At 66.4% G+C, this 23277-nt stretch carries 23 protein-coding genes and 1 pseudogene; 9 read left to right on the top strand and 15 right to left on the bottom strand.

The features are described from left to right. Positions 1-6 precede the first annotated feature (6 nt). Positions 7-2628, bottom strand: coding sequence for an ATP-dependent chaperone ClpB (gene clpB / locus VPA02S_RS03290; RefSeq protein WP_062362130.1), 2622 nt, complete (start codon positions 2626-2628; stop codon positions 7-9). 140 nt (positions 2629-2768) lie between these two features. On the opposite strand from clpB, the gene VPA02S_RS03295 reads away from it, so the two are divergent. Continuing rightward, positions 2769-3761: a Bug family tripartite tricarboxylate transporter substrate binding protein gene (locus tag VPA02S_RS03295; protein WP_012746975.1), complete on the top strand. Its 993-nt coding sequence runs from the start codon at positions 2769-2771 to the stop codon at positions 3759-3761. Here the strand turns inward: VPA02S_RS03295 and VPA02S_RS03300 are convergent, their stop codons facing one another. Further along, entirely contained in the window at positions 3762-4238 is a 477-nt protein-coding gene (locus tag VPA02S_RS03300; RefSeq protein ID WP_062362134.1) for a molybdenum cofactor biosynthesis protein MoaE, read from the bottom strand. Positions 4239-4489: 251 nt separating this feature from the next. Between VPA02S_RS03300 and VPA02S_RS03305 the strand changes: the two genes are divergently transcribed. Next, the gene (locus VPA02S_RS03305) at positions 4490-5386 is read left to right on the top strand and encodes a 4-hydroxy-tetrahydrodipicolinate synthase family protein (protein WP_081247487.1); all 897 of its coding nucleotides are present in this window, start codon (positions 4490-4492) and stop codon (positions 5384-5386) included. Here VPA02S_RS03305 and moaD read toward each other — a convergent pair. The 6 genes from moaD to VPA02S_RS03335 all read right to left on the bottom strand — a co-directional run bounded on the left by moaD (position 5373) and on the right by VPA02S_RS03335 (position 11613). Beyond that, a complete protein-coding gene (moaD, locus tag VPA02S_RS03310) occupies positions 5373-5624 on the bottom strand; it encodes a molybdopterin converting factor subunit 1 (RefSeq protein ID WP_062362136.1) in 252 nt (83 codons plus the stop codon). The two genes, VPA02S_RS03305 and moaD, sit on opposite strands and share 14 nt — an antisense overlap. Before the next feature lie 12 nt (positions 5625-5636). Continuing rightward, positions 5637-6914 (bottom strand): molybdopterin molybdotransferase MoeA, encoded by a 1278-nt coding sequence (locus tag VPA02S_RS03315; RefSeq protein WP_062362139.1) that lies wholly within the window; start codon positions 6912-6914, stop codon positions 5637-5639. Next, positions 6907-7452: a molybdopterin-guanine dinucleotide biosynthesis protein B gene (mobB, locus tag VPA02S_RS03320; RefSeq protein ID WP_012746970.1), complete on the bottom strand. Its 546-nt coding sequence runs from the start codon at positions 7450-7452 to the stop codon at positions 6907-6909. The genes VPA02S_RS03315 and mobB overlap by 8 nt, the downstream gene beginning before the upstream one ends. An 83-nt stretch (positions 7453-7535) precedes the next feature. Further along, entirely contained in the window at positions 7536-8951 is a 1416-nt protein-coding gene (gene thrC, locus VPA02S_RS03325) for a threonine synthase (RefSeq protein WP_062362141.1), read from the bottom strand. 21 nt (positions 8952-8972) lie between these two features. Then, complete coding sequence (locus VPA02S_RS03330) at positions 8973-10295, bottom strand: homoserine dehydrogenase (RefSeq protein ID WP_012746968.1); 1323 nt, start codon at positions 10293-10295, stop codon at positions 8973-8975. An 88-nt stretch (positions 10296-10383) separates the two neighbouring features. Then, positions 10384-11613: a pyridoxal phosphate-dependent aminotransferase gene (locus VPA02S_RS03335; protein WP_012746967.1), complete on the bottom strand. Its 1230-nt coding sequence runs from the start codon at positions 11611-11613 to the stop codon at positions 10384-10386. A gap of 103 nt (positions 11614-11716) precedes the next feature. Here VPA02S_RS03335 and VPA02S_RS03340 point away from each other — a divergent pair, with 103 nt between their 5' ends. The 7 genes from VPA02S_RS03340 to VPA02S_RS03370 all read left to right on the top strand — a co-directional run bounded on the left by VPA02S_RS03340 (position 11717) and on the right by VPA02S_RS03370 (position 16958). After that, on the top strand, positions 11717-12097 hold the full coding sequence (locus VPA02S_RS03340; protein ID WP_012746966.1) for an Mth938-like domain-containing protein: 381 nt from the start codon (positions 11717-11719) through the stop codon (positions 12095-12097). 133 nt (positions 12098-12230) lie between these two features. Then, on the top strand, positions 12231-12707 hold the full coding sequence (locus tag VPA02S_RS03345) for a peroxiredoxin (protein ID WP_007830801.1): 477 nt from the start codon (positions 12231-12233) through the stop codon (positions 12705-12707). A gap of 211 nt (positions 12708-12918) precedes the next feature. Continuing rightward, entirely contained in the window at positions 12919-14706 is a 1788-nt protein-coding gene (locus VPA02S_RS03350; protein ID WP_012746965.1) for a PhoH family protein, read from the top strand. A 158-nt stretch (positions 14707-14864) separates the two neighbouring features. Then, the gene (locus VPA02S_RS03355; RefSeq protein ID WP_062362144.1) at positions 14865-15236 is read left to right on the top strand and encodes a VOC family protein; all 372 of its coding nucleotides are present in this window, start codon (positions 14865-14867) and stop codon (positions 15234-15236) included. A gap of 8 nt (positions 15237-15244) precedes the next feature. Next, the gene (locus tag VPA02S_RS03360) at positions 15245-15694 is read left to right on the top strand and encodes an EVE domain-containing protein (protein WP_012746963.1); all 450 of its coding nucleotides are present in this window, start codon (positions 15245-15247) and stop codon (positions 15692-15694) included. A gap of 27 nt (positions 15695-15721) precedes the next feature. Continuing rightward, positions 15722-16189 (top strand): GyrI-like domain-containing protein, encoded by a 468-nt coding sequence (locus VPA02S_RS03365; RefSeq protein ID WP_062362147.1) that lies wholly within the window; start codon positions 15722-15724, stop codon positions 16187-16189. A gap of 55 nt (positions 16190-16244) precedes the next feature. Continuing rightward, the gene (locus tag VPA02S_RS03370; RefSeq protein ID WP_062362150.1) at positions 16245-16958 is read left to right on the top strand and encodes a helix-turn-helix transcriptional regulator; all 714 of its coding nucleotides are present in this window, start codon (positions 16245-16247) and stop codon (positions 16956-16958) included. A gap of 13 nt (positions 16959-16971) precedes the next feature. Here the strand turns inward: VPA02S_RS03370 and dnaB are convergent, their stop codons facing one another. From dnaB to ppsA, 7 genes and pseudogenes are all read right to left on the bottom strand, one after another. Beyond that, complete coding sequence (gene dnaB, locus VPA02S_RS03375) at positions 16972-18381, bottom strand: replicative DNA helicase (RefSeq protein ID WP_018903000.1); 1410 nt, start codon at positions 18379-18381, stop codon at positions 16972-16974. 170 nt (positions 18382-18551) lie between these two features. Next, positions 18552-19004: a 50S ribosomal protein L9 gene (gene rplI, locus VPA02S_RS03380; protein ID WP_007830783.1), complete on the bottom strand. Its 453-nt coding sequence runs from the start codon at positions 19002-19004 to the stop codon at positions 18552-18554. 15 nt (positions 19005-19019) lie between these two features. Next, on the bottom strand, positions 19020-19301 hold the full coding sequence (gene rpsR / locus VPA02S_RS03385; protein WP_007830781.1) for a 30S ribosomal protein S18: 282 nt from the start codon (positions 19299-19301) through the stop codon (positions 19020-19022). Positions 19302-19322: 21 nt separating this feature from the next. Beyond that, positions 19323-19640, bottom strand: coding sequence for a primosomal replication protein N (priB, locus tag VPA02S_RS03390; RefSeq protein WP_230537706.1), 318 nt, complete (start codon positions 19638-19640; stop codon positions 19323-19325). 4 nt (positions 19641-19644) lie between these two features. After that, complete coding sequence (rpsF, locus tag VPA02S_RS03395) at positions 19645-20019, bottom strand: 30S ribosomal protein S6 (protein WP_012746958.1); 375 nt, start codon at positions 20017-20019, stop codon at positions 19645-19647. Positions 20020-20134: 115 nt separating this feature from the next. Continuing rightward, positions 20135-20653, bottom strand: a complete 519-nt coding sequence (locus VPA02S_RS03400) for a hypothetical protein (protein ID WP_012746957.1) — start codon at positions 20651-20653, stop codon at positions 20135-20137. A gap of 196 nt (positions 20654-20849) precedes the next feature. After that, positions 20850-23247, bottom strand: a pseudogene (gene ppsA, locus VPA02S_RS03405) (phosphoenolpyruvate synthase). Between the last annotated feature and the right edge of the window lie 30 nt (positions 23248-23277).

The following is a 23277-nucleotide window of genomic DNA, read 5'->3' on the forward strand; positions in this document are numbered from 1 at the left end:
CCGACTTTAGGCCGCAACGGCCTCCGATGGTTCCCCGGCCTTCGTGAACGAGAACTGGCCGGGGGTGCGGATCGGGTCGGTATTCACTTCGATCGTGTCCTTCGGTCCGAAGCTGCCGTCGAGCAGCAGCTTGGAGAGCGGATTCTCGATGCGCTGCTGGATCGCGCGCTTGAGCGGCCGCGCGCCGAACACCGGGTCGAAGCCGACCTTGGCAATCTCGGCCAGCGCCGCGGGCGACACCTCCAGGCCCAGGTCCATCTTCGCGAGCCGCGCCTGCAGCACCTTGAGCTGGATCGCGGCAATCGATTCGATGTTCTTCGCGTCGAGCGCATGGAACACCACGGTCTCGTCGATGCGGTTCAGGAACTCGGGGCGGAAGTAGTTCTTGAGCTCGTCCCACACCGCTTCCTTGATCTCCTCGGCGGGCTGGCCCACCATCGACTGGATGATCGGCGAGCCGATGTTGCTGGTCATCACGATCACGGTGTTCTTGAAGTCCACGGTACGGCCCTGGCCGTCCGTGAGGCGGCCATCGTCGAGCACCTGAAGCAGCACGTTGAACACGTCGGGGTGGGCCTTCTCGACCTCGTCGAGCAGCACCACGCTGTAGGGCTTGCGGCGCACGGCCTCGGTCAGGTAGCCGCCCTCCTCGTAGCCCACGTAGCCCGGCGGCGCGCCGATCAGGCGGGCGACCGAGTGCTTCTCCATGAACTCGCTCATGTCGATGCGGATCAGGTGGTCTTCGCTGTCGAACAGGAAGCCCGCGAGCGCCTTGCACAGCTCGGTCTTGCCCACGCCCGTGGGGCCGAGGAACAGGAACGAGCCGGTCGGGCGGTTCGGATCGGAGAGGCCCGAGCGCGAGCGGCGGATCGCATTGGCGACCGCGCCGATGGCCTCGTCCTGCCCCACCACGCGCTCATGCAGCTTGTCTTCCATCACGAGCAGCTTGTCGCGTTCGCCCTGCATCAGCTTGGCGACCGGAATGCCGGTGGCGCGCGCCACGACCTCGGCGATTTCTTCGGAGCCCACCTGCGTGCGCAGCAGCGTCGGCGCGCTGGACTTGCCCTTGCTCGCCTCGCTTTCCTCGGCCTCGCGCAGGCGCTTCTCCAGCGCCGGCAGCTGGCCGTATTGCAGCTCGGCGAGCTTGTTGAAGTCGCCCTTGCGCTTCCACTCCTCGATCTCGAACTTGATCTTGTCGATGTCCTCGCGGATCTTCGCGCTGCCCTGGGCCTGCGCCTTCTCGGCCTGCCAGATCTCGTCGTAGTCGGCGATCTCCTTCTGCAGGCGCGCGATCTCGTCCTCGATCAGGCCGAAGCGCTTCTGCGAGGCTTCGTCCTTTTCGCGGCGCACGGCCTCGCGCTCGATCTGCAGCTGGATCAGTCGGCGGTCGAGCCGGTCCATGACCTCGGGCTTGGAGTCCATCTCGATCTTGATCTTGGCCGCGGCCTCGTCGATCAGGTCGATGGCCTTGTCGGGCAGGAAGCGGTCGGTGATGTAGCGGTCGGAGAGTTCGGCCGCGGCCACGATGGCCGGGTCGGTGATCTGCACGCCATGGTGCACTTCGTACTTTTCCTGCAGGCCGCGCAGGATGGCGATGGTGGCCTCCACGCTGGGCTCGCCCACGATGATCTTCTGGAAGCGGCGCTCCAGCGCGGCGTCCTTCTCGATGTACTTGCGGTATTCGTCGAGCGTGGTGGCGCCCACGCAGTGCAGCTCGCCGCGCGCGAGCGCGGGCTTGAGCATGTTGCCCGCGTCCATCGCGCCCTCGGCCTTGCCGGCGCCCACCATGGTGTGAAGCTCGTCGATGAAGACGATGGTCTGGCCTTCGTCCTTGGCAAGCTCGTTGAGCACGGTCTTCAGGCGTTCCTCGAACTCGCCGCGGAACTTGGCACCGGCCAGCAGTGCGGCCATGTCGAGCGACAGCACGCGCTTGCCCTTGAGCGACTCGGGCACCTCGCCCGCGACGATGCGTTGCGCCAGGCCTTCGACGATGGCGGTCTTGCCCACGCCGGGCTCGCCGATGAGCACGGGGTTGTTCTTGGTGCGGCGCTGCAGCACCTGGATGGCGCGGCGGATTTCCTCGTCGCGGCCGATCACCGGATCGAGCTTGCCCAGGCGCGCGCGCTCGGTCAGGTCGAGGCAGTATTTCTTGAGGGCTTCGCGCTGGCCCTCGGCATCGGCGCTGTTCACGCCCTGGCCGCCGCGCACAGCGTCGATGGCGGACTCGAGCGACTTGCGGCCGAGGCCGTTTTCCTTGGCGATGCGGCCGATGTCGGACTTGCTGTCGGCCACGGCCAGCAAGAAGAGCTCGCCCGCAATGAACTGGTCATTGCGCTTGATGGCTTCCTTCTCGGTGGCCTGCAGCAGCTTGCCGAGCTCGGGGCCGACCTGCACGATGTCGTGGCCCTGCACCTGCGGCAGCTTCTTGATGGCCGCCTCGGCAGCGTTCGCGAGCCCCTGCACGTTGACGCCGGCGCGCTCCAGCAGGGCGCGCGGGCCGTCTTCCTGGCGCAGCATCGCGACCAGCAGGTGGGCCGGTTCGATGTAGGCGTTGTCGTTGCCGAGCGCGAGCGTCTGGGCATCGCTCAGCGCTTCCTGGAATTTGGTGGTGAGTTTGTCTTGTCGCATGGTGGTATTCCTGCATCCAAAATAGGGCTGTTCCGCCGGGATTCAAGTTTTGAATCGCGCTGGCGGAATGGGCACGGCTATTGCACGGTGCCGGGCACCTTCCTGCCGTAGGCATTTCTCTCTCTCGAATGGAGTCGATCATGGTTTTTTCAATGCAGCGCGTCCAGCCGGTTCGCCGGGCGCTCGGCGCCGGTCTCTTTCTAGCGGCCATGGGCCTCGCCGGCCTTGCGCAGGCGCAAGGCACGCCCATCCGCATCCTGGTGGGCTTTCCCGCGGGCGCGGGCACCGACGCCATCGCACGCACGCTGGGCGAAAAACTCAAGGACGTGCTGGGCGTGCCGGTGGTGGTCGAGAACCGCGCCGGCGCCGGCGGACAGATCGCGGCGCAGGCGCTCAAGGCAGCGCCGGCCGATGGCCACACGCTGTTCCTCTCGCACGACCATTCGATCTCCATCCTGCCGCAGGTGGTGAAGAACCCCGGCTTCAACCCTGCGACCGACTTCGTGCCGGTGGCCGGATTCGCCACCTTCGCCAATGTGCTGGCCGTCTCGGGCGGCACGCCCGCCAAGAGCATCGACGAATATGTGAAGTGGGTTCGCACCCAGCGCGGCGGCAAGGAAACCATCGGCATTCCGGCACCGGCCTCGATCCCCGAGTTCCTGGTGAAGATGATCTCGGAAAAATACAAGATCGACGTGCAGCCCGCGCCCTACCGCGGCAGCGCGCCGATGACGGCGGACATGCTGGGCAACCAGATCACGGCCGGCATCGCCTCGGTGCCCGACTTCATCGAGAACCACAAGGCCGGCAAGGTGCGCATCGTGGCCTCCATCGGCGCCAAGCGCCAGGCCGTGCTGCCGAACGTGCCCACCTTCACCGAGCTGGGCTTCTCCAACCTGGAAGACCTGCCCTACTACGGCATCTTCGCGCCCGTGGGCACGCCGCAGCCGATCATCGACAAATACGGCGACGCGCTGCAGAAGGTGCTGGCCATGCCCGACGTGAAGCAGAAGCTCACGACCATGGGGCTCACGGTCGGCTACGAGCCGCAGGGCCAGTTCGCGGGCCGCGTGCGCAGCTACACGCAGACCTGGGAACGCATCATCCAGTCGAGCGGCTTCAAGCCTCTCTGACTAAGCGTTGGGGGCCGTGATGCCCCAGCGCGCCAATGCGGCGTCGTCGCTGACGCGCGCATCGACCCAGCGGGCGCCTTCGGGCGTCTGTTCTTTTTTCCAGAACGGGGCCTGGGTCTTCAGGTAGTCCATCAGGAACTCGCAGGCCTCGAAGCTCTGGCCGCGGTGGGCCGAGACCACCGCCACCATCATGATCTGGTCGAGCGGCTGCAACAGGCCCACGCGGTGGATCACGCGCGCACCCAAAATATCGAAGCGCTTGTGCGCCTCATCGATCATGGCTTCAATGGCCTTTTCGGTCATGCCCGGGTAATGCTCGAGCTCCATCGAGGCCACGCTGCTGCCGTCGTTGCGATCCCGCACGGCGCCGACAAAGCTGCAGACCGCACCCACGCGTTTGTCGCCGGCGCGCAACGCGGCGACCTCCTGCCCCAGGTCGAAATCGGCTGTCTGGATCGAAACGCGTGCACCACTCATGCCGGGATTGTGGCATCGCGCTAGACTTCGGCAATGCCCCGCCTCGCCATGCTTTCTTCAGTGCCCTCGCACACCGAAGGCAGCCGTGCGCGCCAGGGCAGCAAAGCCAAAAAACCAAAGCTCGTCTGACCGGAGCTGCGGTTCCGTCGTCGGATGAGCGACGGAACCTGCCAAGGCCTTGGCCCCGATTGGGTTGCGCGCGCATCGAACGACGGTTCCTTCCATCGGTCGATTCCCTCGAGGAAACCCGCGTGCCGTCATCGTCCATTCCCTCCTCCAGCCCTGATTTCTCGGGCCTCTGGATTCCCCTTGTCACGCCGTTCCAGCACGGCGCCGTCGACCACGCCGCGCTGTCGGCGCTGACCCGCCGGCTCGCCGATGACGGCGTGACCGGCTTCGTGGTCTGCGCCTCGACGGGTGAAGCCGCCGCGCTCGATGAAGCAGAACAGCTCGCCGCGCTCGACGCGGTCCAGGCTGCCGCCGGCGGGCTGCCGATCATCATGGGCCTGTCGGGCTACCACCTGGGCAAGACCACGGCCTGGGTACGGCGGCTCGCCGAACGGCCGCTGGCGGGGCTGCAGGTGTCCGCGCCGCACTACATCCGGCCCTCGCAGGCCGGCCTGCTCGAATGGTTCCGCGCCATCGCCGACGCCAGCGCGGTGCCGCTGCTGGTCTACGACATTCCCTACCGCACCGGCGCGACCCTCACGCGCGAAACGCTGCTGGCGCTGGCCGAACACCCGCGCATCCGCGGCATCAAGGACTGCGGCGGCGACATGGCCAAGACGCGCGCCCTGATTGCCGACGGCAGGCTCCAGGTGCTGTCGGGCGAAGACCACCAGATCTTCGGCACCGTGGCCGAAGGCGGCGTGGGCGCCATTGCGGCGAGCGCGCATGTGCAGACGCGGCGCTTCGTGCAGGTGCTGCGCCTCCTGGCCGAGAACCGGCTGGCAGAAGCGCGCGCCGAATGGCAGCCGCTGCAGCCGCTGATCGAAATGCTGTTTGCGGAGCCGAACCCCGCGCCGCTCAAGGCGCTGCTGGCGCACGGCGGATCGATGCGCGACGAGCTGCGCTCGCCGATGACCCGCGCCTCCGATGCCTTGCGCGAGCGCCTGGTGGTGCTGGACGCCCGGCTCAGCCGCCCGTAACGGGCGGGAAGAAGGCGACCTCGCAGCCTTCGCGCAGCGCGGCCGCCTCGTCGCTCATGGCCTGGTCGAGCGCCATGCGCACGGCCTTGCCGCGCGCCAGCGCCGCGGCGTACGCCCCGCCGCGCGCGATGAGTTCGTCGCGCAGCGCGGCCAGGGTGGCGGCACCGGTGTCGACGGTTTCGCCGCTGGTGTCGAGCGCCTCGCGCACGGAGGCGAAGTAACGGATCTGGACCTTCATGGACAGCTTCGGTCAGGCCAGCAGCGAGGCCAGGGGGATGAAATTCACCGTGTCGCCGGCCCGGATGGTCTGGCCGGGCGGGTTGTCGACGACGCCGTCGCCCCAGACCATCGAGGTCAGCACGCCCGAGCTCTGGTTGGCGAACAGGTCGAGCCCGCCCGTGGCATTGCGCCGGGCGCGCAGGAACTCGCGGCGGCGATCGGCGCGCGGCCAGTCGAAGTCGGCGCGCATCTGCACGGGCTCGGGCGCCACGCGCGTGGCGCCCTGCAGCGTCAGCAGGAACGGACGCACGAGCAGCAGGAAGGTCAGGAAGCTGGACACGGGGTTGCCGGGCAGCCCCGTGACGTGGCAGCGCCCCTGCGCCTCGCCACCGGCCCTTGCGATCGAGCCATAGGCGAAGGGCTTGCCGGGCTTCATCGAGAGCGACCACAGCTGCAGCTCGCCGAGCGCCTGCACCGCGGCCTTGATGTGGTCTTCCTCGCCCACCGACACGCCGCCGGTGGTGATGATCAGGTCGCTGCTTTCCGCAGCACCGCGCAGCGCCTCGATGGTGGCCTCGCGCTTGTCGGGCACGATGCCCAGGTCGTTCACCTCGCAGCCGAGCCGGCGCAGCAAGGCGCGCATGAAGAAGCGGTTGGAGTTGTAGATCGCGCCGGGCTTCATGGCCTCGGGCGCGACCTCGCCGGGCATCACCAGTTCGTCGCCGGTGGACAGCAGCGCGACGCGCGGCCGCCGGGCGACCTGGAGCCGGTCGAAACCCACGCTGGCGGCGAGCCCGAGCGCGGCGGGCGTCAGGCGCTCGCCCTGGCGCAGCACCACGTCGCCGGCGGCCACGTCTTCTCCGGCGCGGCGAATCCACTGGCCGGCCGCGGGAACGATGTCGATGCGCACCGCGCCGAGCGTGCCCTCCTGCGGCACGTGCTGGGTGTCTTCCTGCATCACGATGGCGTCGGCGCCCTCGGGAATCTGGGCGCCGGTGAAGATGCGCGCCGCGGTGCCGGCCGCGAGCGGCGTGCCCACGGTGCCGGCAGGAATGCGCTGCGCGACCTGCAGTACGGCGCCCGGCGCGGCGCAGTCGGCCACGCGCACCGCATAGCCGTCCATCGAGCTGTTGTCGCGCGGCGGCACGGTGAGCGCCGAGACGATGTCCTGCGCGAGCACGCGGCCGTCCGCATCGAAGGTGGTCACGCTTTCGGCGGGCAACCTGGGCAGCGCCTTGGCGAGCAGGCTCGCAAGCGCTTCGTCGAGCGCCATCAGCGGCGGGCGCGAGGGAGCGGTGGAATCAGCCATGGTGTTCGGGGTTGTATTCGAAGCGGCTTGCGCTGTCGATCAACCACTGCGCGATGCCCTCGATGTCGTCGAGGTCGAACAGCGGCAGGCTGGTGGGCACCGGCAGGCTCGCGGGCGCATCGGTGGCAATGGCGGTCACGAAGGCGTCCTCGATGTACTGCGAGGGCCGGGGCGGCTTGCCGTCCTCGGGGGCGCGCCAGACTTCGATCTTGAGCAGGTCGCTGTGCTTGAAGCCCTCGACCAGCACCCAGTCGACGCCGTCATGGAGCTCGGCGATGAGGTCGTGCACCGACAGCTGCGCGGGCTGCTCGAATTCGCGGATCAGCGCGAGCCGCCTGTCCGACGCCACCACCACCTCGAAGGCCCCCGCCTCGCGATGGCGGTAGGTGTCCTTGCCGGGATGGTCGATGTCGAACTTGTGGTGCGCATGCTTGACCACCGACACGCGCTGGCCATGGAGCTTGAGCACGGGAATCAGGCGCTCGACCAGCGTGGTCTTGCCCGAACCCGAATACCCGGAAAAGCCGATCACCTTCATGTCGAGTTCCTGTGGCGGCCGTCTATGCGGCCGCCGAATGCATGTGCGGGGCAGCCGCTGCAGGGCGCGGCTTGCGGCAAGGGTCAGTCACAGTTCTGCGCGATGTAGGCCTTCACGGCCTCGGCATCGGCCGGCAGCTTGACGACCCGCTTGGGCAGCGCCTCGATGCCTTCGAACCTGGCCGGGCGTGCGGGCTCGTGGCCCAGCGCCTCCACCAGCGTGGCGGCAAACTTGATCGGCAGCGCGGTCTCCAGCACCACCATCGGCACGCCGGGCGCGAGGTGTTCGCGCGCAGCCTTGAGGCCGTCGGCCGTGTGCGGATCGACCAGCGTGGCAAAGCGCTTGTCGGTCTCGCGGATGGTGGCCAGGCGGTCGGCATGGGTGCTGCGGCTGCTCTTGAAGCCGAAGCGCTCCGCGGCCTGCCTGAACGCGGGATCGGCGCTCAGGTCGAAACGGCCCTGGCGGCCCAGATCGTCCACGAACAGCGAGCGCAGCCTGCCGGCATCGCGACCCACGAGGTCGAACACGAAGCGCTCGAAGTTGCTGGCCTTGCTGATGTCCATCGAGGGGCTCGAGGTTTCGTGCGTGTCGGCCGCCGCGCGAACGCGGTAGATGCCGGTGCGGAAGAACTCGTCGAGCACGTCGTTCTCGTTGGTGGCAACCACCAGCGTCTGGATCGGCAGGCCCATCATGCGCGCCACGTGGCCCGCGCAGACGTTGCCGAAGTTGCCCGAGGGCACCGTGAAGCTCACGGGCTTGTCGTTGCTCGCCGTGGCCTGGAAGTAGCCTGCGAAGTAGTAGACGACCTGCGCGAGCAGCCGCGCCCAGTTGATCGAGTTGACCGTGCCGATGCGGTACTTGCGCTTGAAGCCCAGGTCGTTCGACACCGCCTTGACGATGTCCTGGCAGTCGTCGAACACGCCGCTGATGGCGATGTTGTGGATGTTCTGGTCCTGCAGGCTGAACATCTGCGCCTGCTGGAACGGGCTCATGCGGCCGTCGGGCGAGGTCATGAAGACGCGCACGCCCTTCTTGCCGCGCATGGCGTACTCGGCCGCGCTGCCGGTGTCGCCGCTGGTGGCGCCCAGGATGTTGAGCTCGGCGCCGCGGCGGGCCAGTTCGTACTCGAACAGGTTGCCCAGCAGCTGCATCGCCATGTCCTTGAAGGCCAGCGTGGGGCCGTTCGACAGGGCCTCGAGGTACACGCCGTCTTCCAGCTCGCGCAGCGGCACGATCTCGTCGCTGCCGAACACTTCGGCCGTGTAGGTCCTGGCGCAGATCGCCTTCAGGTCGGCCGGCGGAATGTCGTCGATGTAGAGCGAGAGGATCTCGAACGCCAGTTCCGCATACGGCAGCTCGCGCCATTTGGCGAGCGTGGCGGTGTCGACCTGCGGGTAGTGCTCGGGCAGGTACAGGCCGCCATCGGGCGCGAGGCCTTCAAGCAGGATTTCGCAGAAACGCTTGCGGTCGGGGTGGCCGCGGGTGCTCAGGTAGTTCACGGTAGGTCTCTTGCGCCGTCCTCAGGACAGCTCTTCCTTGCGGATGCGCACGATCGGCTGCAGCACGGTGGGCAGGGCCTGCAGTTCGGCGAGCACGTCGTTCACCGTGCCTTCGCGCGCATCGTGCGTGAGGATGATCAGGTCGGTCTGGGTCGAGCCCTCGCCGCCCACTTCGTCGGCTTCGCGCTGCAGCACCGCGTCGATGCTGATGCCCGCGGTGGCCAGGAGGCCCGTGACCTTGGCAAGCACGCCGGCCTGGTCGGCCACGCGCAGGCGCAGGTAGTAGCTGGTAACCACCTCGGCCATCGGCAGCACCTTCAGGTCGCTCATGGCATCAGGGTGGAAGGCCAGGTGCGGCACGCGGTGTGCGGCATCGGCCGTGTGCAGGCGCGTGATGTCGACGAGGTCGGCGATCACCGCGCTGGCGGTCGGCTCGCTGCCCGCGCCCTTGCCGTAGTACAGCGTGGTGCCGACGGCGTCGCCATGCACCACCACCGCGTTCATCGCGCCTTCGACGTTCGCAAGCAGCCGCTTCGACGGCACGAGCGAGGGGTGCACGCGCAGCTCGATGCCCTGCGCGGTGCGCTTGGTGATGCCGAGCAGCTTGATGCGGTAGCCGAGCTGTTCGGCGTACTTGATGTCCTGCGCCGCGAGCTTGGTGATGCCCTCGATGTGCGCCTTGTCGAACTGCACCGGAATGCCGAAGGCAATGGCGCTCATCAGCGTGACCTTGTGGCCGGCGTCCACGCCTTCGATGTCGAAGGTGGGGTCGGCTTCGGCGTAGCCCAGGCGCTGCGCCTCCTTGAGCACGGTGGCGAAGTCGAGCCCCTTGTCGCGCATCTCGGAGAGGATGAAGTTGGTGGTGCCGTTGATGATGCCGGCCAGCCACTGGATGCTGTTGGCCGTGAGGCCCTCGCGCAGCGCCTTGATGATCGGGATGCCACCGGCCACCGCGGCCTCGAAGGCCACCATCACGCCCTTGGCATGCGCGGCCGCGAAGATCTCGGTGCCATGCACCGCAAGCAGCGCCTTGTTGGCCGTGACCACGTGCTTGCCGGCCGCAATCGCCTCGAGCACCAGTTGCCTCGCAATGCCGTAGCCACCGATGAGCTCGATGACGATGTCGATGTCCGGGTTGGCGATGACTTCGCGCGCATCGGCTACCACCTTCACGCCTTCGCCAGCCACTTCGCGCGCACGCGCCGCGTCCAGGTCGGCCACCATCGTGATCTCGATGCCCCGGCCGGCGCGGCGCTTGATTTCTTCCTGATTGCGCAGCAGCACCTTGAAGGTGCCGCTGCCGACCGTGCCTGCGCCGAGCAGGCCTACTTGGATGGGTTTCATTGGGAGATTCGCGTGGATGGTTCGTAAGGGGTGGTGAGGGAGACACCGCCGGCCGCCGCGGCCAACCGCGCGGCGAGCGGACGCGCCGTCAATCCGTCTTGCTGCGCAGGCGGTACAGCTCCAGGAACCTGGCAATGCGGTTGATCGCTTCGCGCAGGTCGTCCTCGTGGGGCAGGAACACGATGCGGAAGTGGTCCGGCGTGGCCCAGTTGAAGCCCGTGCCCTGCACCAGCATCACCTTGGTCTCCCTCAGCAGTTGGAGGAAGAACTGGCGGTCGTCGGTGATCGGGTAGACCTTGGGATCGAGCTTGGGGAACATGTAGAGCGCGGCGCTCGGCTTGACGCAGCTCACGCCCGGAATGGCCGTGATGAGCTCGTAGGCCAGGTCGCGCTGGCGCCGCAGGCGGCCGCCGTCGCCGACCAGGTCGTTGATGCTCTGGTAGCCGCCGAGTGCGGTCTGGATGGCCCATTGCCCCGGCACGTTGGCGCACAGGCGCATGTTCGAGAGCATGTTCAGGCCCTCGATGTAGTCCTGCGCCCGCGCCTTGTCGCCCGAAACCACCATCCAGCCCGCGCGGTAGCCGCACGAGCGGTAGCTCTTGGACAGCGAGTTGAAGGTCAGCGTGAGCACGTCGGTCGACAGGCTCGCGATCGCGGTGTGCCGCACGCCGTCGTACAGCACCTTGTCGTAGACCTCGTCGGCGAAGATCACCAGGTGGTGCTCGCGCGCAATGTCGACGATGCTCTTGAGCAGTTCGTCGGAATAGAGCGCACCGGTCGGGTTGTTGGGGTTGATGACCACGATGCCCTTGGTGCGGGGCGTGATCTTGGCGCGGATGTCGTCCAGGTCGGGCATCCAGCCGTTGGCTTCGTCGCAGAGGTAGTGCACCGGCTTGCCGCCCGAGAGGCTCGAAGCGGCCGTCCACAGCGGATAGTCAGGGGCCGGAAGCAGCATTTCGTCGCCGTCGTTCAGCAGCGCGTTGGTGGCCATGGCGATCAGCTCGCTCGCGCCGTTGCCCAGGTAGATGTCCTCGAGCGTGACGCCCGCAACACCCTGCTTCTGGGTTTCGTGCATCACGGCCTTGCGGGCCGCAAAGATGCCCTTGCTGTCCGAATAGCCGGCCGACCCCGGCAGGTTGCGGATCATGTCCTGCTGGACCTCTTCCGGCGCATCGAAGCCGAACACGGCCAGGTTGCCGATGTTGAGCCTGATGATCTTCTGGCCCTCTTCCTCCATCTGCTTCGCGGCGTCCATGATGGGGCCGCGGATGTCGTAGAGCACGTTGGCCAGCTTGGCCGATTTCTTGAACTGCTTCAAAGGGCCCTCCCGGGCGCGGGTTACTTACTCGAGGTCGAAAGGCCCTGAAGGGCCTCGTGTCACTGGGAAAACCTATAATTTGACCACAGTTCCCAGTGCCCCGATGAAGCTCCAGCCCGACAAATCCGACGCCCAGTCCCTTACCGCGCACGGCCCCGGGTGGGTCGCAATCAACAACGAAAAGGTCGAGGGCAGCGTGGTGGTGGGCTCCCGCGGCGAGCGCTTCGAATGGAACTGCTCCCGTTTCGACCAGCTCGGCCCCGAGCATTTCGCCCAGCTTGCGTCGCTGGGCGCGGAATTGGTCATTTTCGGAAGCGGATCACGCATCCGGTTCCCGCAGCCTGCCTGGCTCCAGCCCCTGATGGCCAGGCGCACCGGCGTGGAGACCATGGACACCCCCGCCGCCTGCCGCACCTACAACATCCTGGCCGGCGAAGGCCGCCACGTGATCGCCGCCCTCCTCGTGGAACCGCCCGAGCGGTGAGAGAAGGCTTTTCGGGGTAAAATACCGGGTTGCGAACAGGCCTGCTGCTCCAGTTAGCAACGACCAATCCTCCATTCGTCGAGTGTGCTGCAAAGCGCCCGATCAATGGAAACCAACGGAGAAAACAAGTTTCATGGCGATCGTTGTCAACAAACCCATTCCTGAATTCGACGCCAACGCCACGGGCGGACTGAAAGTCTCGAATACCTCTCACCTCGGCCACGTGCTGGTCATGTATTTTTACCCGAAAGATAACACTCCGGGTTGCACGACCGAAGCCATGCAGTTTCGCGACCGCTACAAGGACTTCGAAAAGGCCGGCGCCACGGTGTTCGGCGTGTCCCGCGACAACATGAAGTCGCACGACGAGTTCAAGGCCAAGCTCGAACTCCCGTTCGAACTCATCGCCGACACCGAAGAAAAAATGTGCCACATGTTCGGCGTGGTCAAGAACAAGATCATGTACGGCAAGAAGGTCAAGGGCATCGAGCGCAGCACCTTCCTGATCGGCGCGGACGGCATCCTCAAGGCCGAATGGCGCGGCCTCAAGGTCCCGGGCCATGTCGACGACGTGCTCAAGGCCGTCAAGGCCCTCAAGAAGGCCGCCTGAGCGTTACAAGAAGCGCCGTCTGTGCGCTTTTGCATCCGGCCGTGGGAAATGCCCAACGGACTTTGCAAAGAGCGCGAGACGCGTCACCGCCGGTGTGCATAATGGCCTCATGCCGTTGAGCTCCACGACCGCATCCCCCGAACAAAGCCGCCTTGGTCTACAGGCGGCTTTTTCGTTTTCTGGTTTCCACTTCCTGCGAGCGACCTGACACATGCCATTGCCTCCCGCCCCCACGAAACGCGCCGCATTGCTCTCGCCGGATGCGCACGATGCACCCGCCCGTTCCTCGCACAGGGGATCGCGCCGCTCGGGCGAATCGCGTACCGATTCGGCGTCGTCGAGCGGCTCTTCCCAGCCGCTGGAATTGTTCGACCGACACGCCGCCGACGCGGTAGGCGGCGGCAGCGAGGCTGCACCGCCGATCCGCGCGAAAGCCAAACCCGCGCCTTCCCGCGGCCAGCGGCAGCAGCCCACCGCGCGACGGGAGCCTGAGGCGCCGGCGCCCGCCGTGCATGCACCCGCGCCACAGCAGCAGCAGATCGCGGCAACGCAGGCCCCGGCGCGGCCCAAGCGCAGCAAATCCAACGGTCCGGCCAAGCTGTTCGTGCTCGACACCAACGTGCTGCTGCACGACCCGATGTGCCTGTTCCGCTTCGAGGAGCACGACATCTTCCTGCCGATGATCGTGCTCGAGGAACTGGACGGCCACAAGAAGGGCACCACGGAAGTGGCCCGCAACGGCCGCCAGACCAGCCGCACGCTCGATGCGCTGGCGGCCGCCCAGGACGCCGACATCGCCAAGGGCCTGAAGCTCGACACCACCGGCCATCGCGAGGCCGGCGGCAAGCTGTTCTTCCAGACCGCGCCGCTCGACTACTCGCTGCCGATCAGCCTGCCCCAGGGCAAGGCCGACAACCAGATCCTCGGCGTGGTGCAGGCCTTGCGCGACCTCTACGCCAACGACCAGCCCGGCCGGCCGAAGCAGGAAGTGGTGCTGGTGTCCAAAGACATCAACATGCGCGTCAAGGCGCGCGCCCTGGGCCTGGCTGCCGACGACTACCAGAACGACAAGACGCTGGAAGACGGCGACCTGCTCTACGCGGGCTCGCTCGCGCTGCCGCCCGACTTCTGGACGCGCCAGAGCAAGACGGTCGAAAGCTGGCAAAGCGGCAGCAACACCTTCTACCGGGTCAGCGGACCGCTGGTGCCCAACCTGTACATCAACCAGTTCGTCTACTTCGAGGCCCCGGGCGAGCCGAGCATGTACGCGCGCGTCACCGAGATCCGCGACAAGACCGCTGTGTTCAAGACCCTCAAGGACTACAGCTCGGGCAAGAACGCGGTCTGGGGCGTGAACACCCGCAACCGCGAGCAGAACTTCGCGATGAACCTGCTCATGGACCCGGAAGTCGACTTCGTCACGCTCACCGGCACTGCCGGCACCGGCAAGACGCTGATGGCGCTCGCCTCGGGCCTCACGCAGGTGCTCGACGACCGTCGCTACACCGAGATCATCATGACCCGCGCCACGGTGAGCGTGGGCGAGGACATCGGCTTCCTGCCCGGCACCGAGGAAGAAAAAATGGGCCCGTGGATGGGCGCGCTCGACGACAACCTCGAGTTCCTTGCCAAGGGCGACGGCGGCGGCGCCGGCGAATGGGGCCGCGCGGCCACCAACGAGCTGATCCGAAGCCGTATCAAGGTCAAGAGCATGAACTTCATGCGCGGGCGCACCTTCCTGAACAAGTACGTGATCATCGACGAGGCGCAGAACCTGACGCCCAAGCAGATGAAGACGCTGATCACCCGCGCCGGTCCGGGCACCAAGATCATCTGCATGGGCAACCTTGCGCAGATCGATACGCCCTACCTGACGGAAGGCTCCTCGGGCCTCACCTTCGCGGTCGACAAGTTCAAGGGCTGGCCGCACGGCGGGCACATCACGCTGGCGCGCGGCGAGCGCTCCCGGCTGGCCGACTTCGCGAGCGACGTGCTCTAAGAGCCGCCGGTCCACGGCTTTCAAAAAGGCCCGTGCATGCTCCCCGGAGCATCGCGGGCCTTTTTTCGTCCGCGATGACAGGCTCCTGACAACACGCTGTCAGGAGGCGGCCCGCACCATCAGGGCTCCTTCAACAACACAACGAAAGCGAGTCCTCCATGCAAAACGCCATCAGCTGGTTCGAGATTCCCGTCACCGACATCGACCGCGCCCAGGCCTTCTACGAAACCGTGCTCGGCCGCAAGCTGCGCCGCGAAGACTTCGGCGACCAGACGCTCGCCGTGTTCCCCTACGACAAGCCCGCCACCGGCGGCGCCCTGCAGGCCGGCGCGAACGCCAGCGCACGCGCGGGCAGCGGCATCCGCATCTACCTGGACTGCATGCCGAGCATCGATGCCGTGCTGGCACGCATCGAAACGGCAGGCGGCCAGATCGTCGCGCCCAAGTCGGCGCTGCCGCCCGGCATGGGCTTCATCGCCCACCTGCGCGACACCGAAGGCAACGAAGTCGGCCTCCACGCGCTCGCCTGAGCCGCACCATGGCACAGCGCAACTGGATCGCCGTTGCCAGCGCCGAGCACGCCCGGCGGGGCCGCGACCACCAGCCGCTCGGCTTCATGCAGGTCGGCCACGGCAAGCTCGGCCCGCTCAAGCGGGTTGCGGCGGGCGACCGCGTCGCGTACTACGCGCCGGCCACCGTCTTCGGCGGTACCGACAAGCTGCAGAGCTTCGTCTCGATCGGCATCGTGCAGCCGGGCGCGCCGTACGAAGCGGACATGGGCAACGGCTTTGTTCCGTGCCGGCTCGACGTGGCCTACGCGGCCTCCCGCGAAACGCCGATCGCGCCCCTGCTGGAACAGCTGGCCTTCATCGAGAACCCGAAGCAGTGGGGCTACAAGTTCCGCTTCGGCCTGTTCGATGTCTCCGACGCCGACATGGTGCTGATCGCACGCGCCATGGAAGCCGACCTGAAGGCGCTCGCGCTCTGAGCGCCACAATCCCGAGATCGATCATCCATGCAGAAGAATCCCCCGATGGAACCCATCCGCCGGCACCACGGCGCCTTCCGGGTCGCAGGCCTCACGGTCCGCACCACCAACCGCGAAGAGAACGACCCCGCAACCGCCCGCATCGGCGCGCTGTGGAATCGCTTCTTCGGCGAGGAGACCTACCGGTCGACGCCCGGCCGCACCGGCGACGCCCGCATCTACGGCGTCTACTCCGGCTACGAATCCGACGCGCACGGCGCCTTCGACCTGACCGTGGGCGTGGCCGTCGCGGACACAGCGGGCAGCGTGGCCATCGAGGCCGGCAACTATCTCGTCTTCACGGGCCAGGGCGAGATGCCGCAGATGGTGATCGCCGCCTGGCAGCGCATCTGGCAGTATTTCGAAACACACCCGGAAATCGTGCGCCGCTACCGCAGCGATTTCGAAGCCTACGAGGGGCCGGACAAGGTGGCGATCCACATCGGAGTTTCATGAACACACGCCAGGGCCGGCGCGAGGTGCCTGCCGGACCATCCCGGGGAGCCTGCTGATGCGGCGTGCCGACCGCCTGTTCCAGCTGGTGCAGATCATCCGCGGGCGCCGGCTCACCACGGCGGCCTTCCTGGCGCAGCGCCTCGAGGTCTCGGAGCGGACGGTCTACCGCGACGTGGCCGACCTGCAGCACCAGGGCGTCCCCATCGAAGGCGAGGCCGGCGTGGGCTACAGGCTGGGTGCGGGCTTCGAGCTGCCGCCGCTGATGTTCACGCAGGACGAAGCTTCGGCGCTCGTGGCCGCGGCCCGCCTGGCGCAGAGCTGGGTCGATCCGGCGCTCGCGCGCGACATCGAGACCGGGCTCGGCAAGATCCTCTCGGTGCTGCCGCCGGCGGCGCGCGTCTCGGCCGAGGCGCTGGCGCTCTACGCGCCCGCACTGGGCCTGGGCAACGCGCTGCGCACGCGGCTGCAGACCCTGCGCGAAGCCGTGCAGGCGCGCCAGAAACTGCGCCTTCACTATCGCGACGTATCGGGCGATGCCAGTGAACGCATCGTGCGTCCGCTCGGCTGCTTCTACTGGGGCAAGGTCTGGACGCTCTCGACCTGGTGCGAGCTGCGCAACGACTTCCGCGGTTTTCGCATCGACCGCATGGACGCGGTCGACGTGCTGCCCGAACGCTTTCGCGACGAAGCAGGCAAGACGCTGGCCGACATGCTGCGCCAGGTGAAGGCGCGGGCGGCCGAAGCGAAGCTGCCGCAGCCGCAGAAATGAAGATGAGGCAGGGTCAGTAGTCGTCGCTGCTGCCGTAGCTGGCCAGGTTCTCGAACTTGGTGAGCGGCTTGAGGAAGGTCAGCTTGACGGTGCCCGTGGGCCCGTTGCGGTGCTTGCTGATGATCACCTCGGCCACGCCCGGCTCCTTGCTGTTCTTGTCGTAGTAGTCGTCGCGGTAGATGAACATGATGATGTCCGCGTCCTGCTCGATGGCGCCGGATTCGCGCAGGTCGCTCATCATGGGACGCTTGTCGGTGCGGCTTTCGACGCCGCGGCTCAACTGCGACAGCGCGATCACCGGGCACTTGAGCTCCTTGGCGAGCATCTTCAGGCCACGCGAGATTTCGCCCACGGCCGTGGCGCGGTTCTCGTCGTTCATGCTGGTCGACACGCTCATGAGCTGGAGGTAGTCGACCACGATCAGGCCGAGGCGCCCGTACTGGCGCGCCAGGCGGCGCGCATTGGCACGCAGCTCGCTGGTGGTCAGGCCAGGGGTCTCGTCGATGTGCAGCGACACGTTGCGCAGCTTCTCGATCGCTTCCGTGAGGCGCGGCCATTCTTCGTCGCTGAGCTTGCCGGTGCGCAGGTGTCCCTGGTCGATGCGCCCGATCGAACCCACGATGCGCACCGCCAGCTGCGACGCACCCATTTCCATCGAGAAGACCGCCACCGGCAGCCCTTCGTTGAGCGCCACGTGCTCGGCGATGTTGATGGCCAGCGAGGTCTTGCCCATGGAAGGACGCGCGGCCAGCACGATCATGTCGCCCGGCTGCAGGCCCGAGGTCATCTTGTCGAACTCGTAGAAGCCGGTGCGCACGCCCGTGATGTCGTTCGGGTTCTCCGCCATCTCGGTCACGCGGTCGAGCAGTTCGACCACCAGGGCATCCATGCTCTGGAAGCCCTGCTTCATCCGCGTGCCTTCTTCGCCGATGTTGAAGATCTTCTGCTCGGCCTCGTCCAGGATCTTGTCGACCGACTTGCCCTGCGTGTTGAACGCGTTGGTCGCGATCTCGTCGCTTGCGGAGACGAGTTTCCGCAGGATCGAGCGTTCGCGCACGATCTCCGCGTAGCGGCGGATGTTGCTCGCGCTCGGCACGTACTGCGCGAGCGAGTTGAGGTAGACCAGGCCGCCGATTTCATCGGCCTTGCCCAGGCCCTGCAGCTGCTCGTAGACCGTGATGACGTCAGCCGGCTTGCTGGCGTTGATCAATCCGCCGATCGCGGCGTAGATCAGCTTGTGCTCGTGGCGGTAGAAGTCGCCATCCACCAGCAGGTCGCCCATGCGGTCCCAGGCACCGTTGTCGAGCAGCAGGCCGCCGAGCACGCTCGACTCGGCCTCGATCGAATGAGGCGGAATGCGAAGCTGGGCAACTTGACGATCGGCCGACGGGTCATTGTCGGCATAGGAAAAAACGGCGGACATGGACTTCCCTTGCAACCCTGCATGCTAAGCCGCGCACGCGCTGGCGTGTGTGGACAAAGTTGTGAATAAACAGTGATCTTTCAGTGCATCGCGCTGGAAAACCGGTGCGCAGAAAGACAAAAGCCGCCCGGAGGCGGCTTTTGCGGCAGCGCACAAGGCGCTGTGGACGATCAGGCGGTTTCGCCGTAGACCGTGACGGTGATGTCGACCACCACGTCGGTGTGCAGCGCAACGCTCACGGTGCTGTCGCCGACGACCTTGATTGGGCCGTTGGGCAGGCGCACTTGCGACTTGGCAACCTTGTAGCCTTGCTTGCCCAGTTCTTCGGCGATGTCGCCGTTGGTGACCGAGCCGAACAGGCGGCCGTCGACGCCGGCCTTTTGGGTCAGCTTGACAGTGGTGCCGCCGAGCTTCTCGCCCTGGGCTTGCGACTCGGCCAGCTTGGCGGCCGCAGCCTTTTCGAGTTCGACGCGCTTGGCTTCGAATTCGGCCTTGTTGGCAGCGGTGGCGCGGCGGGCGCGGCCCGTCGGGATCAGGAAGTTGCGTGCGTAGCCGTCCTTGACCTTGACGATGTCGCCCAGGCCGCCGACGTTCAGAACCTTGTCCAGAAGAATGATTTGCATGGTGTGTGCTCCTTCTTAGACGCGGTGCTGGTCGCTGTACGGCACCATGGCCAGGAAGCGCGCGCGCTTGATGGCGGTGTTCAGCTGGCGCTGGTAGATCGCGCGCGTACCGGTCAGGCGGGCGGGGATGATCTTGCCGTTTTCGCTGATGAAGTCACGCAGCGTGTCGATGTCCTTGTAGTCGATTTCCTCGACGCCAGCGACGGTGAAGCGGCAGAAGCGCTTGCGCTTGAACAGCAGCGACTGGGTGTTGCGCTTCGGGCGCTTGTCTTTGTTGAATTTCTTGAACGTGGCCATTTGGGGACCTCTTGTCGAAAATTAATCTTGCTGAAAATCCTGGATGTGCAGGACCGGATGCTTGCCATTGCCCGGTGTCGCGAGGAAGCCCTGAAAACGCCAGAGACTTCCCATCGACTGCGTTGCGAGCCGTTCGGCGATGGCGCCGAAGGCAACGGCCCTGAGGGCCGTTTTCACCTGCCTGGCTTTTCCTGCCTCCTGGAGCGTCGACTCGTGTTCGAGCTTCAGATCGATGGCGGGAAGGCCGGCCGGCGTGTATCGCAAGGCTCCGAGTTCGGCAACCGAGGCGGTCAGCACCAGCTGATTGACACCGGTTGCCGCAGCAGCGGCAGCGGTCACGCCATCAGCTGTTGTTGGCGGCGTATTCGGCCTGCTGAGCCTTGCGGGCTTCTTCGCGCTCGACCGTCTTCATCATCGACGAAGGACCGGTTTCGGCCTTCTTCTTCTGGACGGTGAGGTGGCGCAGCACGGCATCGTTGAACTTGAACGCGTGTTCCAGTTCGCCCATCACGGTTTGCTCGGCTTCGATGTTGACGCACAGGTAGTGCGCCTTGCTGAGCTTGTTGATCTGGTAGGCCAGCTGGCGGCGGCCCCAGTCCTCAACGCGGTGGACCTTGCCGCCGCCGGCCGTGATGAGGCCCTTGTAGCGCTCCAGCATGGCCGGAACTTGTTCGCTCTGATCCGGGTGGATCAGCAAAATGATTTCGTAGTGACGCATGGCACTCCTTGTGGATTCTTCCGTGGAAGAGGAAAAGCCACCTGCAGCGTCGGGCGCAGTGTGGCAAGGCAAAGCCGGCTATTGTAGCACTGCTTGCGGCCACGCGTGTCCAGCGTCAGTCTTTCAGGGCCCTGTCCAGCGCCGCGGCCTTCTCTGCGCCCACTGCGGCGCGGATCTTGGGCGCCAGGGCGACCAGGTCTTCGTAGCTGGTGGTGCCTTCGACCTGCAGGTTGAGCCTGAAGCCCATCAGGCCGAGCGAGCCGGTCAATTGGGTGGCAATGGGATAGGCATCCTTGTAGCGCTGCTGCCTGCTGCGCCCGGAGGGCGGCGCGGGTTCGGCCGGTTTTGGCGCCGCCGGCGCCTTGCTTGCGGCTGCCGGTGCCGCAGGTGCCTCGGATACGGGCGCCCTGGCTGGCGCCGGCGCAGCCGGCTTGCTTGCCGCCACGGGTCCGAGCAGCCCCAATTCGACCATCTGGTCGATTTCTTCTCGCCCGATGCCCGTTCCGGAGGCAAGCACCTCGTCGACCGAGCGCTTGCCGTCGAACAGGATGAACGCGGTGCGCTGGCGCGGCGAAAGCGGCACCGAGCGATCCTTGAGAACCTGCTGTCCGGCTTCTGTCTTGACAAGAATCATGATGGTTTCTTTCGCGAAATACCGGCGTGTGCGGCAACGAGCGGTTCGCCTTGCGAACCCACTCGCCGCCGGATGTCACGAGTCTGACACGAGTAACACATTGTGATTCATTCCGGCAGGCCGCAAAGCGGGAATTTCCCGATGGGAATCCCGCAGGCCTGCCGTGCGGCGGGCAGGTCCGCCGCCCTCCTCCCTGTCAGCGCTTGGCGAGCTGCTGCCAGGTGTCGATGACGCTGTCCGGATTGAGCGAAATCGACTCGATGCCCTGCTCCGCCAGCCAGAGCGCGAAGTCCGGGTGGTCGCTGGGGCCCTGGCCGCAGATGCCGACGTACTTGCCCTCGGCCTTGCAGGCCTTGATGACGCGGCTCAGCAGCGCCTTGATGGCCGGGTCGCGCTCGTCGAAGTCGGCGGCCAGCAGTTCGAGCCCCGAATCGCGGTCCAGGCCGAGCGTGAGCTGGGTCAGGTCGTTCGAGCCGATCGAGAAGCCGTCGAAGTACTTCAGGAACTCTTCCGGCAGGATGGCGTTGCTCGGCACCTCGCACATCATGATCAGCTTGAGCTCGTTCTCGCCGCGCTTGAGGCCATGTTCGCCAAGCAGCGTGGTGACGCGTTCGGCCTGGCCCAGCGTGCGCACGAAGGGCACCATGATCTGCACGTTGACGAGGCCCATGTCGTTGCGCACGCGCTTGAGTGCCTCGCATTCCATGGCAAAGGCCTCGCCGAAATCCTTGCTCAGGTAGCGCGCGGCGCCGCGGAAGCCGAGCATCGGGTTTTCTTCTTCCGGCTCGTAGCGGCTGCCGCCGATCAGCTTGCGGTATTCGTTCGACTTGAAGTCCGACAGGCGGACGATCACCTTCTTGGGCCAGAAGGCCGCAGCGATGGTCGCGATGCCTTCGGCCACCTTGTCGACATACATAGAAGGCGCGCGGCGAGGCATGGCCGCGGGCCACGGATTCAACGGCCTTCTTCAGGTCGTTGTCGACGTTCGGATAGTCGAGGATCGCCTTCGGATGCACGCCGATGTTGTTGTTGATGATGAACTCGAGGCGGGCCAGGCCCACGCCGTGGTTCGGCAGCTGCGCGAAGTCGAAGGCCAGCTGCGGGTTGCCGACGTTCATCATCAGCTGGATGTCGATCTCGGGCATCACGCCGCGCTGCACTTCGGTCACCTCGGTTTCGAGCAGGCCGTCGTAGATGAAGCCGGTGTCGCCCTCGGCGCAGCTCACGGTCACGAGCGTGCCGTCCTTCAGCAGGTCGGTGGCGTCGCCGCAGCCGACCACGGCTGGAATGCCGAGCTCGCGCGCAATGATGGCCGCGTGGCAGGTGCGCCCGCCGCGGTTGGTGACGATGGCGGCGGCGCGCTTCATCACCGGTTCCCAGTTGGGGTCGGTCATGTCGGTGACGAGCACGTCGCCGGCCTGGACCTTGTCCATTTCGCTGATGTTGTGCACGAGCCGCACGGGGCCGGTACCGATCTTCTGCCCGATGGCACGGCCTTCGGCGAGCACCGCCCCCTTGCCCAGCAGCTTGTAGCGCTGCTCGGCCTTGCCCTGCTGCTGGCTCTTCACGGTTTCAGGGCGCGCCTGCAGGATGTAGAGCTGGCCGTCGGTGCCGTCCTTGCCCCACTCGATGTCCATCGGGCGGCCATAGTGTTCTTCGATCACGAGCGCGTACCTGGCGAGCTGCTCGACGTCCGCGTCGCTCAGCGAATAGCGGTTGCGCTGCTCGGTCTTGACGTCGGTGGTCTTCACCAGCTTGCCGGTGGCCTTTTTCTCCTCGGGCGTGGCGAACTCCATCTGGATCAGCTTGGAGCCCAGGTTGCGGCGGATCACGGCCTTCTTGCCGGCGCGCAGCGTGGGCTTGTGAACGTAGAACTCGTCGGGGTTCACGGCGCCCTGCACCACCGTTTCACCGAGGCCGTAGCTCGAGGTGATGAACACCACGTCCTCGAAGCCCGACTCGGTGTCGATGGTGAACATCACGCCGGCCGCGCCAAGGTCCGAGCGGACCATGCGCTGCACGCCCGCCGAGAGCGCCACCACGTCGTGCGCGAAGCCCTTGTGCACGCGGTAGCTGATGGCGCGGTCGTTGTAGAGGGAAGCAAAGACTTCCTTCATCTTGTGCAGCACGTCGTCGATGCCGACCACGTTCAGGAAGGTTTCCTGCTGGCCCGCGAAGGAGGCGTCGGGCAGGTCTTCGGCCGTGGCCGAGGAGCGCACGGCGAACGAGGCCGCGGGGTTGCCTTCGCTCAGCTTCGCGAACGCCTCGGCAATGGCTTTCTGCAGGTCGGCCGGAAAGGGCTGGGCCTCGACCATCGCGCGGATCTCGGCGCCGGCCACGGCCAGCGCCCGCACGTCTTCGGTGTCCAGGGCGGCGAGCCGCTTGCTGATCTTGTCGGCCAGGCCGTCGTGGGCCAGGAACTGGCGGAACGCATGCGCCGTGGTCGCGAAGCCCGTGGGCACCCGCACGCCCTGCGGCAATTGCGAGATCATTTCGCCGAGGCTGGCGTTCTTGCCGCCGACCGACTCGACGTCGGTCATCCTCAGGTTTTCAAACGGTACGACCAGGGCGGTCGCGTCGAAAAGTGCAGACATGGGAAAGCTCCAGAAGTTGAAACCGGTGCT

The organism is Variovorax paradoxus NBRC 15149 (genome assembly GCF_001591365.1).
GTDB classification, from domain to species: Bacteria; Pseudomonadota; Gammaproteobacteria; order Burkholderiales; family Burkholderiaceae_C; genus Variovorax; species Variovorax paradoxus.